The 15,120-nt window shown below is 70.6% G+C and carries 15 protein-coding genes and 1 tRNA gene; 10 read left to right on the forward strand and 6 right to left on the reverse strand.

Annotation, left to right across the window (positions count from 1 at the left end; translation table 11 throughout):
* Positions 1-16 precede the first annotated feature (16 nt).
* Together purN and rnd are read left to right on the forward strand one after the other, a co-directional pair.
* Positions 17-553 (forward strand): phosphoribosylglycinamide formyltransferase, encoded by a 537-nt coding sequence (purN, locus tag K3554_RS10580; RefSeq protein ID WP_259945889.1) that lies wholly within the window; start codon positions 17-19, stop codon positions 551-553.
* A 79-nt stretch (positions 554-632) separates the two neighbouring features.
* Positions 633-1,799, forward strand: coding sequence for a ribonuclease D (gene rnd / locus K3554_RS10585; protein ID WP_259945891.1), 1,167 nt, complete (start codon positions 633-635; stop codon positions 1,797-1,799).
* A gap of 7 nt (positions 1,800-1,806) precedes the next feature.
* Here rnd and K3554_RS10590 read toward each other — a convergent pair whose 3' ends face one another.
* Entirely contained in the window at positions 1,807-2,256 is a 450-nt protein-coding gene (locus tag K3554_RS10590) for a hypothetical protein (protein WP_259940021.1), read from the reverse strand.
* Positions 2,257-2,388: 132 nt separating this feature from the next.
* Between K3554_RS10590 and K3554_RS10595 the strand changes: the two genes are divergently transcribed.
* Entirely contained in the window at positions 2,389-2,826 is a 438-nt protein-coding gene (locus K3554_RS10595; RefSeq protein WP_259940023.1) for a SufE family protein, read from the forward strand.
* Positions 2,827-3,012: 186 nt separating this feature from the next.
* Here K3554_RS10595 and K3554_RS10600 read toward each other — a convergent pair whose 3' ends face one another.
* On the reverse strand, positions 3,013-3,909 hold the full coding sequence (locus K3554_RS10600; RefSeq protein ID WP_259940025.1) for a LysR family transcriptional regulator: 897 nt from the start codon (positions 3,907-3,909) through the stop codon (positions 3,013-3,015).
* A gap of 153 nt (positions 3,910-4,062) precedes the next feature.
* Here K3554_RS10600 and K3554_RS10605 point away from each other — a divergent pair, with 153 nt between their 5' ends.
* The gene (locus K3554_RS10605) at positions 4,063-7,470 is read left to right on the forward strand and encodes an indolepyruvate ferredoxin oxidoreductase family protein (protein WP_259940027.1); all 3,408 of its coding nucleotides are present in this window, start codon (positions 4,063-4,065) and stop codon (positions 7,468-7,470) included.
* A gap of 127 nt (positions 7,471-7,597) precedes the next feature.
* Here K3554_RS10605 and K3554_RS10610 read toward each other — a convergent pair whose 3' ends face one another.
* Positions 7,598-7,828 carry a sulfurtransferase TusA family protein gene (locus K3554_RS10610; protein WP_259940029.1) on the reverse strand — a complete coding sequence of 77 codons (231 nt, stop codon included), beginning with the start codon at positions 7,826-7,828 and terminating at the stop codon, positions 7,598-7,600.
* Positions 7,829-7,874: 46 nt separating this feature from the next.
* On the opposite strand from K3554_RS10610, the gene K3554_RS10615 reads away from it, so the two are divergent.
* Both K3554_RS10615 and K3554_RS10620 read left to right on the forward strand, forming a co-directional pair.
* Complete coding sequence (locus K3554_RS10615) at positions 7,875-9,128, forward strand: hypothetical protein (protein ID WP_259940031.1); 1,254 nt, start codon at positions 7,875-7,877, stop codon at positions 9,126-9,128.
* Complete coding sequence (locus tag K3554_RS10620; protein ID WP_259940034.1) at positions 9,125-10,474, forward strand: cytochrome P450; 1,350 nt, start codon at positions 9,125-9,127, stop codon at positions 10,472-10,474. The genes K3554_RS10615 and K3554_RS10620 overlap by 4 nt, the downstream gene beginning before the upstream one ends.
* Positions 10,475-10,688: 214 nt before the next feature.
* Here K3554_RS10620 and gpt read toward each other — a convergent pair whose 3' ends face one another.
* From gpt to fabI, 3 genes are read right to left on the reverse strand one after another with little or no spacing between them, the layout of a single operon-like run.
* A complete protein-coding gene (gene gpt, locus K3554_RS10625; RefSeq protein WP_259940037.1) occupies positions 10,689-11,201 on the reverse strand; it encodes a xanthine phosphoribosyltransferase in 513 nt (170 codons plus the stop codon).
* Between the two features lie 17 nt (positions 11,202-11,218).
* A complete protein-coding gene (locus tag K3554_RS10630) occupies positions 11,219-11,848 on the reverse strand; it encodes a LysE family translocator (RefSeq protein WP_259940039.1) in 630 nt (209 codons plus the stop codon).
* Positions 11,845-12,660, reverse strand: coding sequence for an enoyl-ACP reductase FabI (fabI, locus tag K3554_RS10635; RefSeq protein ID WP_259940041.1), 816 nt, complete (start codon positions 12,658-12,660; stop codon positions 11,845-11,847). The genes K3554_RS10630 and fabI overlap by 4 nt, the downstream gene beginning before the upstream one ends.
* A gap of 87 nt (positions 12,661-12,747) precedes the next feature.
* Between fabI and pdxH the strand changes: the two genes are divergently transcribed.
* The 4 genes from pdxH to K3554_RS10655 all read left to right on the forward strand — a co-directional run bounded on the left by pdxH (position 12,748) and on the right by K3554_RS10655 (position 14,687).
* Positions 12,748-13,407 (forward strand): pyridoxamine 5'-phosphate oxidase, encoded by a 660-nt coding sequence (pdxH, locus tag K3554_RS10640; protein ID WP_259940044.1) that lies wholly within the window; start codon positions 12,748-12,750, stop codon positions 13,405-13,407.
* A 163-nt stretch (positions 13,408-13,570) separates the two neighbouring features.
* Positions 13,571-14,101 carry a cold-shock protein gene (locus tag K3554_RS10645; protein WP_259940047.1) on the forward strand — a complete coding sequence of 177 codons (531 nt, stop codon included), beginning with the start codon at positions 13,571-13,573 and terminating at the stop codon, positions 14,099-14,101.
* Positions 14,077-14,580 carry a DUF192 domain-containing protein gene (locus tag K3554_RS10650; RefSeq protein ID WP_259940049.1) on the forward strand — a complete coding sequence of 168 codons (504 nt, stop codon included), beginning with the start codon at positions 14,077-14,079 and terminating at the stop codon, positions 14,578-14,580. Before K3554_RS10645 ends, K3554_RS10650 begins: the two co-directional genes overlap by 25 nt.
* A 30-nt stretch (positions 14,581-14,610) precedes the next feature.
* A tRNA-Pro gene (locus tag K3554_RS10655) sits at positions 14,611-14,687 on the forward strand.
* The last annotated feature ends 433 nt before the right edge of the window (positions 14,688-15,120 follow it).

A 15,120-nucleotide genomic window follows, 5' to 3' on the forward strand; every position in this document is an offset into this window, starting at 1 on the left:
GGGCGGGGGCTCCAACATGGTGCGACTGATCGAGTCGATGCAGGGCGACCATCCCGCGCGCCCCGTGCTCGTGGCGTCGAACGATCCCGCCGCCGGAGGCCTCGCCCGCGCCGAGGCGCTCGGTGTTGCCACCGCCGCCGTGGACCACCGCGCCCACCCCACCCGCGAGGCGTTCGAAGCGGAGCTCGGCGCGCGGATCGAAGAGCATGCCCCCGACCTCGTGGCCCTCGCCGGGTTCATGCGGATCCTCACGCCCGGCTTCGTCGCGCGCTGGCCGATGCTCAACATCCACCCCTCGCTCCTGCCGAAGTACCGCGGCCTCGACACCCACGCCCGCGCCCTCGCCGCCGGCGACCGCGAGGCGGGCTGCACCGTCCACGAGGTGGTGCCGGAGCTCGACGCCGGACCGATCCTCGGGCAGGCCCGTGTGCCGGTGGAGGCGGACGACACCCCCGCCACCCTCGCCGCGCGCGTCCTGCGGGCCGAGCACCGCCTCTACCCCGCGGTGCTGCGCCGCGTCTGCGAGGGGAAGCGCGAGCCGCTCCTCCTCTGAGGCACGGTCTTTTCCCCGCCCCGGCGCCGGGCTAGCAAGGGGCGCGCAACCGGAGGGACCCGCCATTTCCGCCCAAGAGATCATCACGCTCACCGACACCGCCGCTCTGGCCGAGTTCTGCGAGCGTGCCGCCACTGCGCCCTACGTGACGGTCGACACCGAGTTCCTGCGCGAGCGGACCTACTACGCCAAACTCTGCCTTGTGCAGCTCGCCTTCCCGGGCGACGGCGAGGAGGTCGACGCGGTTCTGGTGGACCCGCTGGTGGACGGCCTCGACCTCGCGCCGCTCTACGACCTGCTGCGCGACGAGCGCGTGACCAAGGTGTTCCATGCCGCGCGCCAGGATCTGGAGATCTTCTGGTGCGAGGGCGGGGTGATTCCCGCGCCGCTCTTTGACACCCAGGTCGCCGCGATGGTCTGCGGCTTCGGCGAGCAGGTCGGCTACGAGACGCTGGCCCGCAAGGTGGCGAAGGCGCAGATCGACAAGTCGAGCCGCTTCACGGACTGGTCGCGCCGCCCGCTCTCGGACGCCCAGAAGCGCTACGCTCTGGCGGACGTCACACACCTGCGGGTGATCTACGAGGCGCTGGCTAGGCAGTTGAAGCAGTCGGGCCGCACGCCGTGGGTCGAGGAGGAGATGGCCGTGCTGCGCGACCCCTCCACCTACGAGACGGAGCCCCGCGAGGCCTGGCGCCGCCTGAAGATGCGCAATCCGAACCCGCGGTTCGTGGCCGTCGCGCGCGAGCTGGCCGCGTTCCGCGAGGAGCATGCCCAGCAGACCAACGTGCCGCGCTCGCGCATCTTCAAGGACGACGCGCTGCTGGAGCTGGTCTCGCTGCGGCCCAAGGACCACGCCGAGCTGGGCAAGGCGCGCCTGCTGCTGCGCGAGGCCCGCAAGGGTGCGATCGCGGACGGCATCGTCGAGGCCGTGCGCACCGGCTCCGAGGTGCCGAAGGAGGCGTTGCCGGAGCTGCCCGCCTCGAAGGCGCGCGACCAGATCGACCAGGCGCTCGCGGACCTCCTGCGCGTCCTGCTGAAGGCCAAGGCCGAGGGCGCGGGCGTGGCGCAGAAGCTGATCGCCAACGCCGCCGATCTCGACGACATCGCCGCGGGCGCGCGCGACGGCGACTGGAACCGGGGCTGGCGGGCCGAGGTGTTCGGACGCGACGCGCTGCGCCTGTGCGAGGGGCGCATCGCCCTCGCCGCGCAGGGATCCGCGGTCCGGATCGTCGAGCTGGAGGCCTGACGCGGGGCTACTGTCGCCGGATGACCCTCCGGTTCGCCGTGCCCTGCACCGCGATCTGCGTGATGCCCTGCAGGTCGCCGGGCGTCAGGAACGTGCCGCCCAGCACCTCGCGCGAGGCGGGCGTGCCCGCGGGCCGCGGTCCGGGCGGGCCCGAAAGCTGGAACTCCATCAGGTAGGTCGAGGCGTCCGGCGAGGGCAGGCGCACCAGGCGCGCGTCGTAGTAGCCCTGGGTCGGAGGCAGCGCGATGGCGCTGACGATCAGCCCGCCCGGCGTGGGCGCGGCGTCGAGCCCCACGATCTCCGCCGCGAGGTTCGCCCGCGGCGCGCCCGCCGCGATCGGCACCGAGCGGTCGCCGCCCAGCCAGCCGATGTTCGAGCCGATGCCGCCACCGCCAGGGCCGCCAGACGCGCAGGCCCCGAGCGCGAGCGCCGCGGCGATTGCTGAAATGACGCGCATGACCCCTCCCGGTGCTGCCGGATCGCGCATTAGCCCATCGCGTTCCCCTTGGAAAGCGAGCCTGCGCGCTCGGGGGGCTGGACCTCGCCGCGCGCGCACCCTACCTCGGGCGCAGCGAGCGGAAGGAGACCCATGGCGCAACCGGCCTTCGAAGACCTGGTGGAGACGTTCGAGTTCCTCGACGAGTGGGAGGACCGCTACCGCCATGTGATCGAGATGGGCCGCGCCTTTCCGCCGCTCGACGAAGCGCTGAAGGTGCCCGCCACGAAGGTGGAGGGCTGTGCGAGCCAGGTCTGGCTCCACCCCCGCTGGGATGGCACGGGCGCGGACGCCCGGTTCGACTTCGCGGGCGAGTCCGACGCCATGATCGTGCGGGGCCTGATCGCGGTGCTGCACGCCCTCTACGCGGGGCTGCCCGCGGGCCACGTGGCCGCGGTGGACGCGCCGGCGGAACTGGCGCGGCTGGGGCTGGCCGATCACCTGTCGTCGCAGCGCTCCAACGGAGTGCGCGCCATGGTGGCCCGCATCCGGGCGGCGGCGGAAGCGGAGGCGGGGGAGCCGGCGACCTGACGGGAGCGGAAAGAAAAATGGCCGGACGCGAGGTCCGGCCGAGTCCAACAGGGAGGTGAAGAGGGCCGAAGCCCGCTTCACCGACGAAATTAGGGGCGCGGGGCCGCTCCGGCAAGCGCAGAACTGAACCGTTCGGTGCAATGCCGCCATGCGGCACATGCATGGGTGCGCATGCTTGCCTGTGTCTTAGGCGTCGCGCCGCGCCCGCCGGTAGGCCACCACCTCCTCCACCACGAAGTCCCGGAACGCCTCGATCCGGCGCGAGCCGCGAAGCTCCTCGGGGAAGGCCAGGAATACCGGCACCTCGTTCGACTCGATCCCCGGCAGCACCTGCACGAGGTCCGGAAAGTCCTGCTGCAGGTAGTCGGGCAGCACCCCGATTCCGAGGCCCGACAGCACGCCCTGAAGCACGCCGAAGTAGTTGTTCACCGTGAGCAGACGCGGGATCTCGTAGGTCATCAGCTCGCGCACCAGCGCGGCGCCAGCGGAGACTTGGGTGGCGCCGATGTTCTGGCAGATCAGCCGGTGCAGCGAGAGGTCCTGCGGCCCCCGCGGGGTGCCCGCCGCCTTGAGGTAGTCGGACGTTGCGAAGAGCTGCATGCGGATGTCCATTAGCCGCTTTCGCACCAGGTCGGCCTGGCTCGGCTCCTTCATGCGGATGGCCACGTCCGCCTCGCGCATGGGCAGGTCGAGTACCCGCTCCTCGAGCATGAGGTCGAGCTTCAGCTCGGGGTACTTGGCGTAGAGCTTGGGCAGGCGCGGCGCGAGCCAGATCGAGCCGAAGCCGATGGTGGTCGTGACCCGCAGGTCGCCGAACACCTCCTCCTCGCTGTCGCGGATGCGCGCGGTGGCCGCGTCGAGCCGTTTGTTCATGGACTGCGTGGCGTCGAACAGCAGCTCGCCCTGCTCCGTCAGGATCAGGCCGCGCGCGTGGCGGTGGAACAGCGTGACGTTCAGCGTGTCCTCGAGGGCGCGGATCTGGCGCGAGACCGCCGACTGCGACAGGTGCAGCACCTCGCCCGCATGGGTGAGCGATCCCTTGTCAGCCACCGCATGGAAGATGCGCAGCTTGTCCCAGTCCATGACGTCGTCCCTCCCTCCGGCCCGGACGCGCCGCTTCGGCGTTCCCGCGATCCGAGTCCCGCCTGCATAGGCGCTTAGCCGCAAAACGTGAACGGAAAGGTGCTTCAAAGGTCAGGAAGGTTGACCTACTATCGGTTCAGGGAGGAAGAAACCATGCGTCATGACGTGACATTGGGCGATCGCTACGACCTCGGGAAGGACACCGTGCTGCTCAACGGCACGCAGGCGCTCGTGCGCCTCGTGCTGATGCAGAAGGAGCGCGACCGCCGCGCCGGGCTGAACACGGCCGGGCTGGTGGCGGGCTACCGCGGATCGCCCCTCGGCGCCGTCGACCTGACCATGGCGAAGTCCGAGAAGCTGCTGACCGAGAACGACATCCAGTTCCGCCCCGCGCTGAACGAGGATCTCGGCGTCACCATGCACTGGGGCGCGCAGCAGGCGGAGCTACGGGGCGAGGGGCGCTACGACGGCGTGTTCGGTCTGTGGTACGGCAAGGGCCCCGGCGTGGACCGCTCGGGCGACGCCATGCGCCACGCCAACATGGCCGGCACCTCGCGCCACGGCGGCGTGCTCATGGCCATGGGCGACGACCACACCGGCGAGTCCTCCACCACCTGCCACCAGTCCGACTGGGCGCTGATCGACGTGCACATGCCCGTGCTGTCCCCCGCGGGCGTGCAGGAGATCCTCGATTTCGGCCAGTACGGCTACGCCCTGTCGCGCTATTCGGGTCTCTGGGTCGGCTTGAAGACCATGAAGGACACCATCGAGGTCACCTCCGTGGTCGACGGCCGCCCGGGCCGCATGGACTTCGTGGAGCCCGCCGACTTCGAGATCCCCGAGGGCGGCCTCAACATCCGCTTGAACGACCACTGGATTCCCCAGGAGGAGCGCCTCTTGGAGCACAAGCGGTGGGCCGCCGAGGCCTTCGCCCGCGCCAACCGCATGGACAAGCGGATGCACGGCAAGCCGGGCGCCAAGATCGGCCTCGTGTCCCACGGCAAGAACTGGCTCGACCTCGTCCACGCCATGCACCTGCTCGGGCTGGACGACGAGACCTGCGAGCGCCTCGGCATCACCACTTACAAGGTCGCCCAGATCTGGCCCATGGACATGGAGTCCATGCACGAGTGGGCGGAGGGGCTCGAGACCATCGTGGTGGTCGAGGAGAAGCGCAAGCTGATCGAGGTGCAGGTCAAGGAGGCCATCTTCGACGACCGCCACGGCCGCCGGGTGCTCGGCTACCACGACGAGCGCGGGGAGATCATGTTCCCGCAGCACTACGCGCTCGACCCCACCGACATCGCCGTGAAGCTGGGCGAGCTCTTGGGCCGCGAGGGCATGAGCACCGACCGCATGGAGGAGGGCCTGCGCCGCACGCGCGAGGCCCGCCGCGCCGACAATGCCGAGGAAATCGCGGGCCGCACCGCGTGGTTCTGCTCGGGCTGCCCGCACAACACGTCGACCAAGGTACCCGAAGGCGCCCGTGCCGGCGCCGGCATCGGCTGCCACGTCATGGCGCTGTGGATGAACCGGAACACCGAGGGCTACACCCACATGGGCGCCGAAGGCGTCAACTGGATCGGCGAGTCGCTGTTCTCGACGCGTCGCCACGTCTTCCAGAACCTCGGCGAGGGCACCTACAACCACTCCGGCAGCCTGGCGATCCGCGCCGCGCTCGCCGCCGGCACCAACATCACCTACAAGATCCTCTACAACGACGCCGTCGCCATGACCGGCGGCCAGCACAACGAGGGTGACCTCCAGCCCCAGCAGATCGCGCACGAACTCAAGGCGATGGGCGTCAAGGAAGTGGCCGTCGTCTACGACGAGAAGGAGGACGTGGACCGCACGCTCTTCCCGTCGGGCCTGACGTGGCACGAGCGCGCCGAGATGCCCGCCGTGCAGGAGCGGATGCAGCAGGTCGAGGGCGTGTCGGCGATCCTCTACATCCAGACCTGCGCCGCCGAGAAGCGCCGCCGCCGCAAGCGCGGCCTGTTCCCCGACCCGGACCGCCGCATCTTCATCGACACCGACGTGTGCGAGGGATGCGGCGACTGCGGTGTGCAGTCCAACTGCGTCTCGCTGGTCCCCGTCGACACCGAGCTGGGCACCAAGCGCGCCGTGGACCAGTCCACCTGCAACAAGGACTACAGCTGCGTGCAGGGCTTCTGCCCCTCGTTCGTGTCCGTGGAGGGCGCGAAGAAGAAGCAGGTCGCACTCGCGGACGTGGACACGGGCGGCCTGCCCGAGCCCGCGCTGCCCGCCATCGACGGCACCTGGAACGTGGTCGTCACCGGCGTCGGCGGCACGGGCGTCGTGACCATCGGCGCCGTGTCGGCCATGGCCGCCTACCTCGACGGCAAGGCGGCAGGCCTCATGGAGATGGCCGGCCTCGCCCAGAAGGGCGGAGCGGTCCAACTTCACCTGCGCCTGGCCGAGAAGCCCGAGCACATCAACGCGATCCGGGTGGCCACCGGCGAGGCCGACGCGCTGATCGGCGGCGACCTCGTGGTCTCGGCGGGCCGCAAGACGCTGGGCCTCACCTCCACGGGGCGCACGGGCGCCGTGGTCAACGCCCACGAGATCGTCACCGGCGACTTCACCGGCAACCCCGACTTCAAGCTGCCCGCCGACCGCCTTCGCCTGTCGCTCGAGGCGCGCCTGCGCGACCGGCTGCACATGTTCGACGCGTCGCGACTGGCCGAAAAGGTGCTGGGCGACTCGATCTTCTCGAACATGGCGATCCTCGGGGCCGCCTGGCAGCAAGGAGTGGTGCCCCTGTCGCGCGAGGCGATCCTCCGGGCCGTCGAGCTGAACGGCGCCGCGGTCGCCAAGAACCAGGAAGCGTTCGAGCTGGGCCGGTGGGCCATGGTCCACCCGGAGCGCGCGGCCAAGCTGCTCGCCGGCGATGCAGTGGTGGAGATGCCGAAGACGCTGGAGCAGCGCATCGCCTTCCGCGAGCGGCACCTCACCGACTACCAGAACGCTGCCTACGCCCGGCGCTACACCGATCTAGTGGCGAAGGCGCCCGACGGGCGGCTGCGCGAGGCGGTGGCGCTCGGCTACCACAAGCTGCTGGCCTACAAGGACGAGTACGAGGTCGCGCGCCTCCTGCAGTCCACCCGCGCCAAGGTCGAGGCGGCCTTCGACGGCGACCTGAAGCTCACCCACCACCTCGCGCCCCCTGTGATCGCGAAGGAGGGGCCCGACGGGCGCCCCGCCAAGCGGGCCTTCGGCGAGTGGATCCGCCGCGGCTTCCCGCTGCTGGCCCGGCTCAAGGTCTTGCGGGGTACCCCGGTCGACCCGTTCGGCCGCACCGGGGAGCGCCGCATGGAGCGTGCCCTGATCGCGCAGTACGAGCGCGACATGGCCGAGGTGCTTCCCCTCGTCTCGGACCGCACCCGCGACGCCGTCGTGGCGCTGGCGGAGTTGCCTTTGACGATCCGCGGCTTCGGCCCGGTGAAGCAGGCGAACGCGGCCAAGGCCGAGAAGCGCCGCGAGGTGCTGCTCGCGACGATCCGCGCCGGCGGCCCCGAGATGGCCCACGCGGCGGAGTGAGCCGGCTCAGCTAGCGATACACGCCCCGGCCTCGAGCTAGGGCCTCTGCTGCTAACGGGTGCTGCGCTCCGAACCTGCAGCGCCATCGCTAACCAGACGCCCCGGATCGAGTCCGGGGCGTCTGCTCCTAACCCCCGCGTTTCCGTACCAAAAACGTCGTCCCCTCCGCCCCGAGGAACCCGTGACCCGCCTCGGCGCAGAAGTGCGGCACGTCCACGTGCGCGGCCGGATCGTCCGCGAGCAGCCGGACCACGGCGCCCGGCGCCGCGCCCTCCATCCGCTTGCGCAGGCGCAGGACGGGCAGGGGGCAGAGCAGCCCGAGGGCGTCCACTTCGAGGTCCACGTCCTGCGCGTTCATATCGGTCCTTAATATCGCCGCACCGCTCGGGCATGATCGCGGCGCCATGACAGTCCAAGCCCGTCCCGTCCAGCGCCGCAAGGTGTTCTACATCCCGGGCTACGACCCGTTCCACCCGCGCCGCTACCGCGAGCTCTACCGCAAGGAAGGGGCCGCGCAGGCGGCGCTGTCGGGCTACCGGATCGCGCAGACGAAGGGCGCGGGGCCGTATTCGTGGAACGTGGAGGCCGAGATCGACGGGGCGGAGGTGCACACCGAGATGGAGGTGCTCGTCTGGTCCGACATCGTGTCGGGCAGCATGGACGCCTCGATCCCCGCGACCTACGCGCAACTGGCCCGTACCGCCTGGACCTACATTGCTTCGGGCGCGCTGTTCCGGCTCATGCGGCTGCGCAAAGGTCCAGTCATCGCAGCGCTTTACCCGGTGATCTTCCTGATCCTGCAGGCGATCGTCGCCGTGGCCGTCGGCGCGGGCGTGGCGGCGCTCGGGGTGTGGGCGCTGGAGCGGTTCGTGTTCGGCTACGGCCTCTTCGACGGCTACTGGACCGCGCGGGCCGCCGGCCTCGGTGCGGGGCTGCTGGCCGCGTGGGCGGTGCTGCGGACGTTCAAGCGGCACGACAACAAGGTCTTCGCCTACTACCTGATGCACGACTACGCCTTCTCGGCGCGCTGGCGCGGGGCGAACCCGCCGGAGCTGGAGCGGCGGATGGATGCGTTCGGCGCGGGGATCGCCGAGGCGGCGACCGCCGGGTGGGACGAGGTACTCGTCGTCGGCCACTCCTCGGGCGCGCATCTGGGCGTGTCGATCCTGGCGGACCTCGTGCGGGCCGGGCTGCCGGCGGGGCGGGTGTCGTTCCTGTCGCTCGGGCACGTGGTGCCCATGGTCAGCTTTCTTCCCGACGCCAACAGGTTGCGACGCGACCTTCACGTGATGGGCGCTCAGGACGTCGTGCCGTGGGTCGACGTCACCGCGCCCGGCGACGGCTGCGCCTTCGCGCTGTGCGATCCCGTGGCCGTGTCGGGCGTCGCCCCCGAGGGGCACCGCTGGCCGCTGGTGATCTCGGCCGCTTTCACCCAGACGCTACGCCCCGAGACCTGGGCCGCGCTGCGCCGGCGCTACTTCCGCCTCCATTTCCAGTACCTCTGCGCCTTCGACGCGCTGCCGGGCACGCCCTCGGACTACGACTACTTCCGCATCACCGCGGGGCCCGAGCGGCTGGCGGAGCGCTTTGCGGGGCGGAGCCACAGCCCCTCGCGCCTGACCTTGCCGGCCAACCGCTACACCTCGCAGGCCGCGTGATCCCGCCCAAGCCCGCGCCTCGTCCCGAGCGGGTGGGCCTCCTGCGTTATGGGCGGCTGTTCCGCGAGGACATCCTCGGGGCCCAGCCCGCGCGCCTCTACCGCGCGTGGATGGCCGAGTTCCGCACGCCGTTCTTCCACTCGTTCATGGCCAACGATCCGGCGCTGCTCGACCTCGTGCTGAAGGAGCGGCCCGACGACTTTCCGAAGTCGGACAAGGTGCGCGAGGGGCTGGCGCCGCTGCTCGGTCGGTCGGTGTTCACGACCAACGGCGAGGAGTGGAAGCGCCAGCGGCGGATCATCGACCCGGCCTTTGGCAAGGGGCGCCTGCGCGAGGCGTTCCCGGCCATGCTGGAGGCCGCGGAGGCCTGCGTGGCAAGGCTGCGGGAGGGCGAGGTGGAGATCGAGGCGGAGGCGAGCCATGCGGCCGCGGACGTGATCTTCCGGACCCTGTTCTCGGTGCCCATCGAGGACCGGCTGGCGGCGGCGGTGTTCCGGGAGTTCCGGGCTTACCAGCGCACGTCGCCGCTGCTGAACGTGGCCGCGCTGCTGCCCTGGCCGCGGTGGATGCCGCGGTTCCACAAGAGGGCGACGCGCGAGGCGGCGCGAGCGATCCGGGGGGCGATCGCGGCGCTCGTGGATCGGCGGATGGGGGAGATCGCGGACGGCGTGGCGCCCGACGATCTGGCAACGAAGATAATGACTTACGACGACCCGCAGACGGGGCACCGGTTCGGGCGCGAGGAGATGATCGACCAGGTGGCGATCTTCTTCCTGGCCGGGCACGAGACGTCGGCCTCGGCGCTGGCGTGGGCGCTCTACCTGCTCGCCACCCACCCGGAGGCGCAGGCACGGGTGGCGGCGGAGGGCGCGCGGGACTGGGAAGGTTTCGCGTTCTCAAGGCTTTCCGAACTGGCGTTCACGCGCGACGTGTTCCGCGAGACGCTGCGGCTCTATCCGCCGGTGCCGATGATGGTGCGCGAGACGACGCGGGCGGAGACGTTCCGGGGCCGCCACGCGAAGATCGGCGCGCAAGTGGTTCTGTCACCTTGGCATCTGCATCGTCACGAGCGCCTGTGGGACGCGCCCGACGCCTTCGATCCGGACCGCTGGGGGACCGAGGCAGCCAAGGAGAGCGCGCGGCGGGCCTACATGCCGTTCAGCGCCGGGCCGCGGGTCTGCACGGGGGCGGGCTTCGCGATGGCGGAGGGGGTGCTGCTGCTCGCCCGCATCGTCGGGGCGTTCGAGGTGGGAGCGGTGGGGCCGCCTCCGGTGCCCGTGGCGCATCTGACGGTCCGTGCGCGGGACGGGATAAGGCTGCGGCTTCGGCACCGTTCGGTGCGCTGATGCAGGGGGCGCCCCCCGTGCACCCCCCGTACACCCCCTGTGCATACGCGACTGTCATCAACTTGGGCGCTGTCTTCTCCGGTGCTTCGCGCGTTCGCGGGCGAAACGATCCACTGGATCGTTTCCGGGAAGCCCGCTCACCCCCCCGTGCATACCGGAAGGCACCCCTACCTTGGACCGATCCAGAGCAGGAAACGCCCGCCGAACGGGGCGCTCAGTCCTTGCCGCGGTAGGGCTCCACGTACTGGAGCGCCATGTCCCACGGAAAGAAGATCCAGGTGTCCTGGCTGACCCCGGTGATGAAGGTGTCGACCAGCGGCTCGCCCTTGGGCTTGGCGTAGACCGTGGCGAAGTGAGCCTTCGGGTAGAGGCTGCGGCAGACCTCGAGCGTCTTGCCGGTGTCCACGAGGTCGTCGATGATCAGGACGCCGGTGCCGTCCTCGCCCATCATGTCGGGGTCGGGGCGCGAAAGGACCTGGGCCTCGCCCTGCGACTGGTGGTCGTAGCTCTTGATCGAGATGGTATCCACGAGGCGGACGCCGAGCTCGCGCGCGATGATCATGGCAGGCGCCATGCCGCCGCGGGTGATGGCGACGATGGCCTTCCACGCGCCGTCCTCCATGGGGCCGCGCCCGTCGAGGCGCCAGGCCAGCGCGCGGCTGTCGCGGTGGATCTGGTCCCAGCTGATGTGGAAGCCCTTCTCGTGGGGCAGTTGGGGGTTCGCCATCGTGGTCCTCCGGTGGTCTAGGTCGTCGCGAGAAGGCGCAGGCCGAGGGCGGCCAGCACCACCGCCATGCCGCGTTGGATGATGGGCTTCCAGCCGATGTACCGCTCGCGCACCGCGGGCTGCGCGAGGATCGCGGCGACAGTGGAATAGACGGCGATTTCGAGCGCGATGTGGTTCAGCGTGATCGCGGCCATCTGCGCGGGCGTCAGCGCGGGCGGGAAGATCACGATCAGCACACCCGCCGAGAAGAGGATCGACTTCGGATTGGCGAGGTTCAGGGCCGCGCCGCGCAGGAAGGCGCGCCGCGCCGACACGGGCGCCGTTGTCTCCACGGGGCGGGGCGCGTCGCGCCAGATCAGCACGGCGAAGACGAGGATCAGGGCGGCGCCGCCGATGCGCATGGCGTCGTAGAGGGCGGGCAGGGCGGCGAACAGGGCGTCGAGTCCGGCGAGGGCGGCGAGGGTCCAGAGCCCCGCGACCACGGCGAGGCCCGCGCCCACGGCGGCGCCCTCGGCGCGGCCGCCGCGCATGGCGGCCTGCGAGCACAGGATGAAGGCCGGGCCGGGCGCGGCCACGGCGAAGAACAGGGCGACGTTGAAGGCGGCGACGTGGCCGAGGCCGAGCGGGGTCGCGCCGCCCTCGATCATTCGCCGCGGCGCTCCAGCGTCATGTCCGGGGCCTCGGGGTTCTTCATGCCGACCACGTTGTAGCCCGCGTCGACGTGGTGGATCTCGCCCGTGACGGCCGAGGAGAGGTCGGAGAGGAGGTACATGGCCGAGCGGCCCACCTCCTCCTGCGTGACGGTGCGGCGCAGGGGGCTGTTGTTCTCGTTCCACTTCAGGATGTAGCGGAAGTCGCCGATGCCGGAAGCTGCCAGCGTCTTGATGGTGCCCGCCGAGATGGCGTTGACGCGGATGCCGTCCTTGCCGAGATCCTCGGCCAGGTACTTCACGCTGATCTCGAGCGCGGACTTGGCGAGTCCCATGACGTTGTAGTGCGGCATGACCTTCTCGGCGCCGTAGTACGACAAAGTCAGGGCCGAGCCGCCGGCCGACATCATCTTCTCGGCGCGCTGCATCACGGCGGTGAAGCTGTAGACCGAGATGTTCATGGTCATCAGGAAGTTGTCGAGCGACGTGTCGAGGTAGCGGCCGCGCAGCTCGGACTTGTCGGAGAAGCCGATGGCGTGGACGATGAAGTCGAGGCCGTCCCAGCGCTCGCGCAGGGCGTCGAAGGCCGCGTCGATCGAGGCGCCATCGCCCACGTCGCAGGGCACGAGGATGTCGGAGCCGACCTTCTCGGCGAGGGGGCCGACGCGCTTCTTGAGGGCCTCACCCTGGTAGGTGAAGGCCAGCTCGGCGCCCTGCTCGCGGCAGGCCTTGGCGATGCCCCAAGCGATCGACTTGTCGTTGGCCAGCCCCATGATGAGGCCGCGCTTTCCCGCCATCAGTCCAGTCATCGGCCCCTCCGCTTGCGTTAGGGGGGGTGTTAGGGGAAGTGCCCCGGTGCGACAAGGCGCGGGCAGGCATCGGCGGGAGAGTGCGGCATGGGCGATACCGGTGGGCGCGGGGGGATCTTCGCGGGGAGCGATCCGTTCGCGCTGGCGCAGGCGTGGCTGGACGAGGCGGCGGGGACCGAGCCGAACGATCCGAACGCCATCGCGCTGGCGACCGCGGACGCGGACGGCATGCCGAACGTGAGGATGGTGCTGCTCAAGGAGATCGAGCCGGGGCCGGATGGGGCGTTCGTGTTCTACACCAACTTCGAGGGCACGAAGGGGCAGGAGCTGGCTGCCAACCCGCAGGCGGCCTTCGTGATGCACTGGAAGAGCTTGCGCCGTCAGGTGCGGGTGCGCGGCCGGGTGGAACGGGTCGAGGACGCGAAGGCCGACGCCTACTACCGCTCGCGCGGACTGGATTCGCGGCTGGGGGCCTGGGCCTCGCGGCAGTCGCGTCCCCTCGCCAGCCGGGCGGCGCTGATGGGCGCGGTGGCGAAGGCCGCCGCGACGCAGGGGCCGAATCCCGGGCGCCCGCCATTCTGGGGTGGATTCCGCATCCGGCCCACCGAGATCGAGTTCTGGGCCGACGGCGCGGCGCGGCTCCATGACCGGTTCCGCTGGGTGCGCGAAGGCGGCGCAAGTGGCGAAAACGACGCGATTACCGGGGAACGAATTTCCGGCTGGACGGTCGCGCGACTGTTTCCTTGAGGGAAGCAGTTCCTACCTACCGTTGATGGAGCATCCTCGCCGTCGTTGACGGTTCGAGAACGATCCGCTTGCTGCAACCCGAACGTGCGGGCATGCTCGTCTCGCGCGGCGCCGCATTACTGACGTCGCAATCCTTACCGCCCGACACTCACGGGGGAGAACAGTGAACGAAGTTCAAGAAACGGTCCGGTCCGTCGCCGGAACGGTCAAGTGGTTCGACCAGACGCGGGGCTTCGGCTTCGTGGTATCGGACGAGGTGGACAGGGACATCCTGCTCCATGCCAACGTGCTGCGGGACTTCGGTCAAAGCTCGGTCGCGGAACGCAGCGCCATCGAGCTGCGCGCGGCGCACAATGCGCGCGGGTGGCAGGCCGTCGAGGTGGTGGCGATCACCGCCCCTGAGCCCGACCCGGCCGCCGGCCCGGACGGCGAGGTGCCGGAATACCTGCAGGCGATTCCCGAGGACGTGCCCTACGAGCCGGCGCGGGTGAAGTGGTTCGACAAGGCCAAGGGGTTCGGCTTTGCGAACGTCTACGGCGCGGCGGGCGACATCTTCGTCCATGCCGAGGTGCTGCGGCGCTTCGGGCTGACCGACCTGGTGCCCGGCGAGGCGATCTGCCTGCGGGTCGTGGACGGCGCGCGGGGCAAGCTGGCGGTGGAGGTTCGGCGGTGGGAATACGCCCAGGCGCTCTGAGGGGCGCGGCGCTCGCGGGGCTGCTGCTCGGGCTGCTGTCGCAGGCCGCGGCCGCCGGCGGGTGCCGGGCCGACCGCGTGGACCTGCGCGGCGACTTCGGCACGGCGAGCTTCGCGACGGAGCTGGCGCTGTCGCCGGAGGACCAGGCGCGCGGGCTGATGTTCCGCGAGTCGATGCCGTCCATGGCGGGCATGCTGTTCGTCTACGACCGCGAGCAGCCCGTCGCCTTCTGGATGCGCAACACGCTGATCCCGCTCGACATGATCTTCGTGGACGAGAGCGGGACCGTCACCAAGGTCCACGCCGAGGCGGTGCCGGGCGACGAGACGCCGATCCCCTCGGGCGATCCGGCGCGCGCCGTGCTGGAGATCAACGGCGGCATGGCGGAACGGCTCGGGATCGAGGCGGGCGACGAGCTGCGCTCGCCCGTGATGCCGCAGGACGCCGCCGCCTGGCCCTGTGCGGACGCTTCCCAATAGGCGGGGCGCCTGCTAGGGCGCGGGCACGGTCGGGGCGTGGCGCAGCCTGGTAGCGCACCTGTTTTGGGAACAGGGGGTCGCGAGTTCGAGTCTCGCCGCCCCGACCACCTCCCCCCGCCGATTCCTCCGATCAGGGCCGCCTCCGGGCGGCCTCGCGCGTCGTGGACACCCCGATTCGCGAAAGGCGTGGCGCATGTGATCGTGGCGCCACGAAGGCACGGACGCCGCAGAGCTTCCCCGGAACCTGTCCACAGGGGGGGGAACCCGCCGCGATCAAGCCCGCTTGGGGGAATCGCCGCCGCGCGCGGGGCGCGTCCGCCGGCCGGCGCCGCGCATCCGCGATTCGCGGAAAGTTCTCCACAGATTTCCTCCCCGATTCCTTTTCCCGAATCGTTGACCAAGGCCGCTTCCGCGCTCCAGTTTGTGCCGGCACCCGGGGGGACCACCAGATATGGTGGCAGACACGGGGTCACGACAGAGGCGCGCCGCAAGCCGCCGCACCCCGGATGCGGGGGCGGGGCCGGGCGACAGAGGGCCCCC

It is taken from the genome of Jannaschia sp. W003 (genome assembly GCF_025144335.1).
GTDB lineage: Bacteria > Pseudomonadota > Alphaproteobacteria > Rhodobacterales > Rhodobacteraceae > Jannaschia.

Coding starts and splice junctions, on each gene's coding strand:
- gpt (WP_259940037.1), bottom strand. CDS start 11,201: ATGGCGAACCCCCAACTGCCCCACGAGAAGGGCTTCCACATCAGCTGG.
- pdxH (WP_259940044.1), top strand. CDS start 12,748: ATGGGCGATACCGGTGGGCGCGGGGGGATCTTCGCGGGGAGCGATCCG.
- purN (WP_259945889.1), top strand. CDS start 17: ATGGTGCGACTGATCGAGTCGATGCAGGGCGACCATCCCGCGCGCCCC.
- K3554_RS10610 (WP_259940029.1), bottom strand. CDS start 7,828: ATGAACGCGCAGGACGTGGACCTCGAAGTGGACGCCCTCGGGCTGCTC.
- K3554_RS10590 (WP_259940021.1), bottom strand. CDS start 2,256: ATGCGCGTCATTTCAGCAATCGCCGCGGCGCTCGCGCTCGGGGCCTGC.
- K3554_RS10595 (WP_259940023.1), top strand. CDS start 2,389: ATGGCGCAACCGGCCTTCGAAGACCTGGTGGAGACGTTCGAGTTCCTC.
- K3554_RS10605 (WP_259940027.1), top strand. CDS start 4,063: ATGCGTCATGACGTGACATTGGGCGATCGCTACGACCTCGGGAAGGAC.
- fabI (WP_259940041.1), bottom strand. CDS start 12,660: ATGACTGGACTGATGGCGGGAAAGCGCGGCCTCATCATGGGGCTGGCC.
- K3554_RS10600 (WP_259940025.1), bottom strand. CDS start 3,909: ATGGACTGGGACAAGCTGCGCATCTTCCATGCGGTGGCTGACAAGGGA.
- K3554_RS10615 (WP_259940031.1), top strand. CDS start 7,875: ATGACAGTCCAAGCCCGTCCCGTCCAGCGCCGCAAGGTGTTCTACATC.
- K3554_RS10630 (WP_259940039.1), bottom strand. CDS start 11,848: ATGATCGAGGGCGGCGCGACCCCGCTCGGCCTCGGCCACGTCGCCGCC.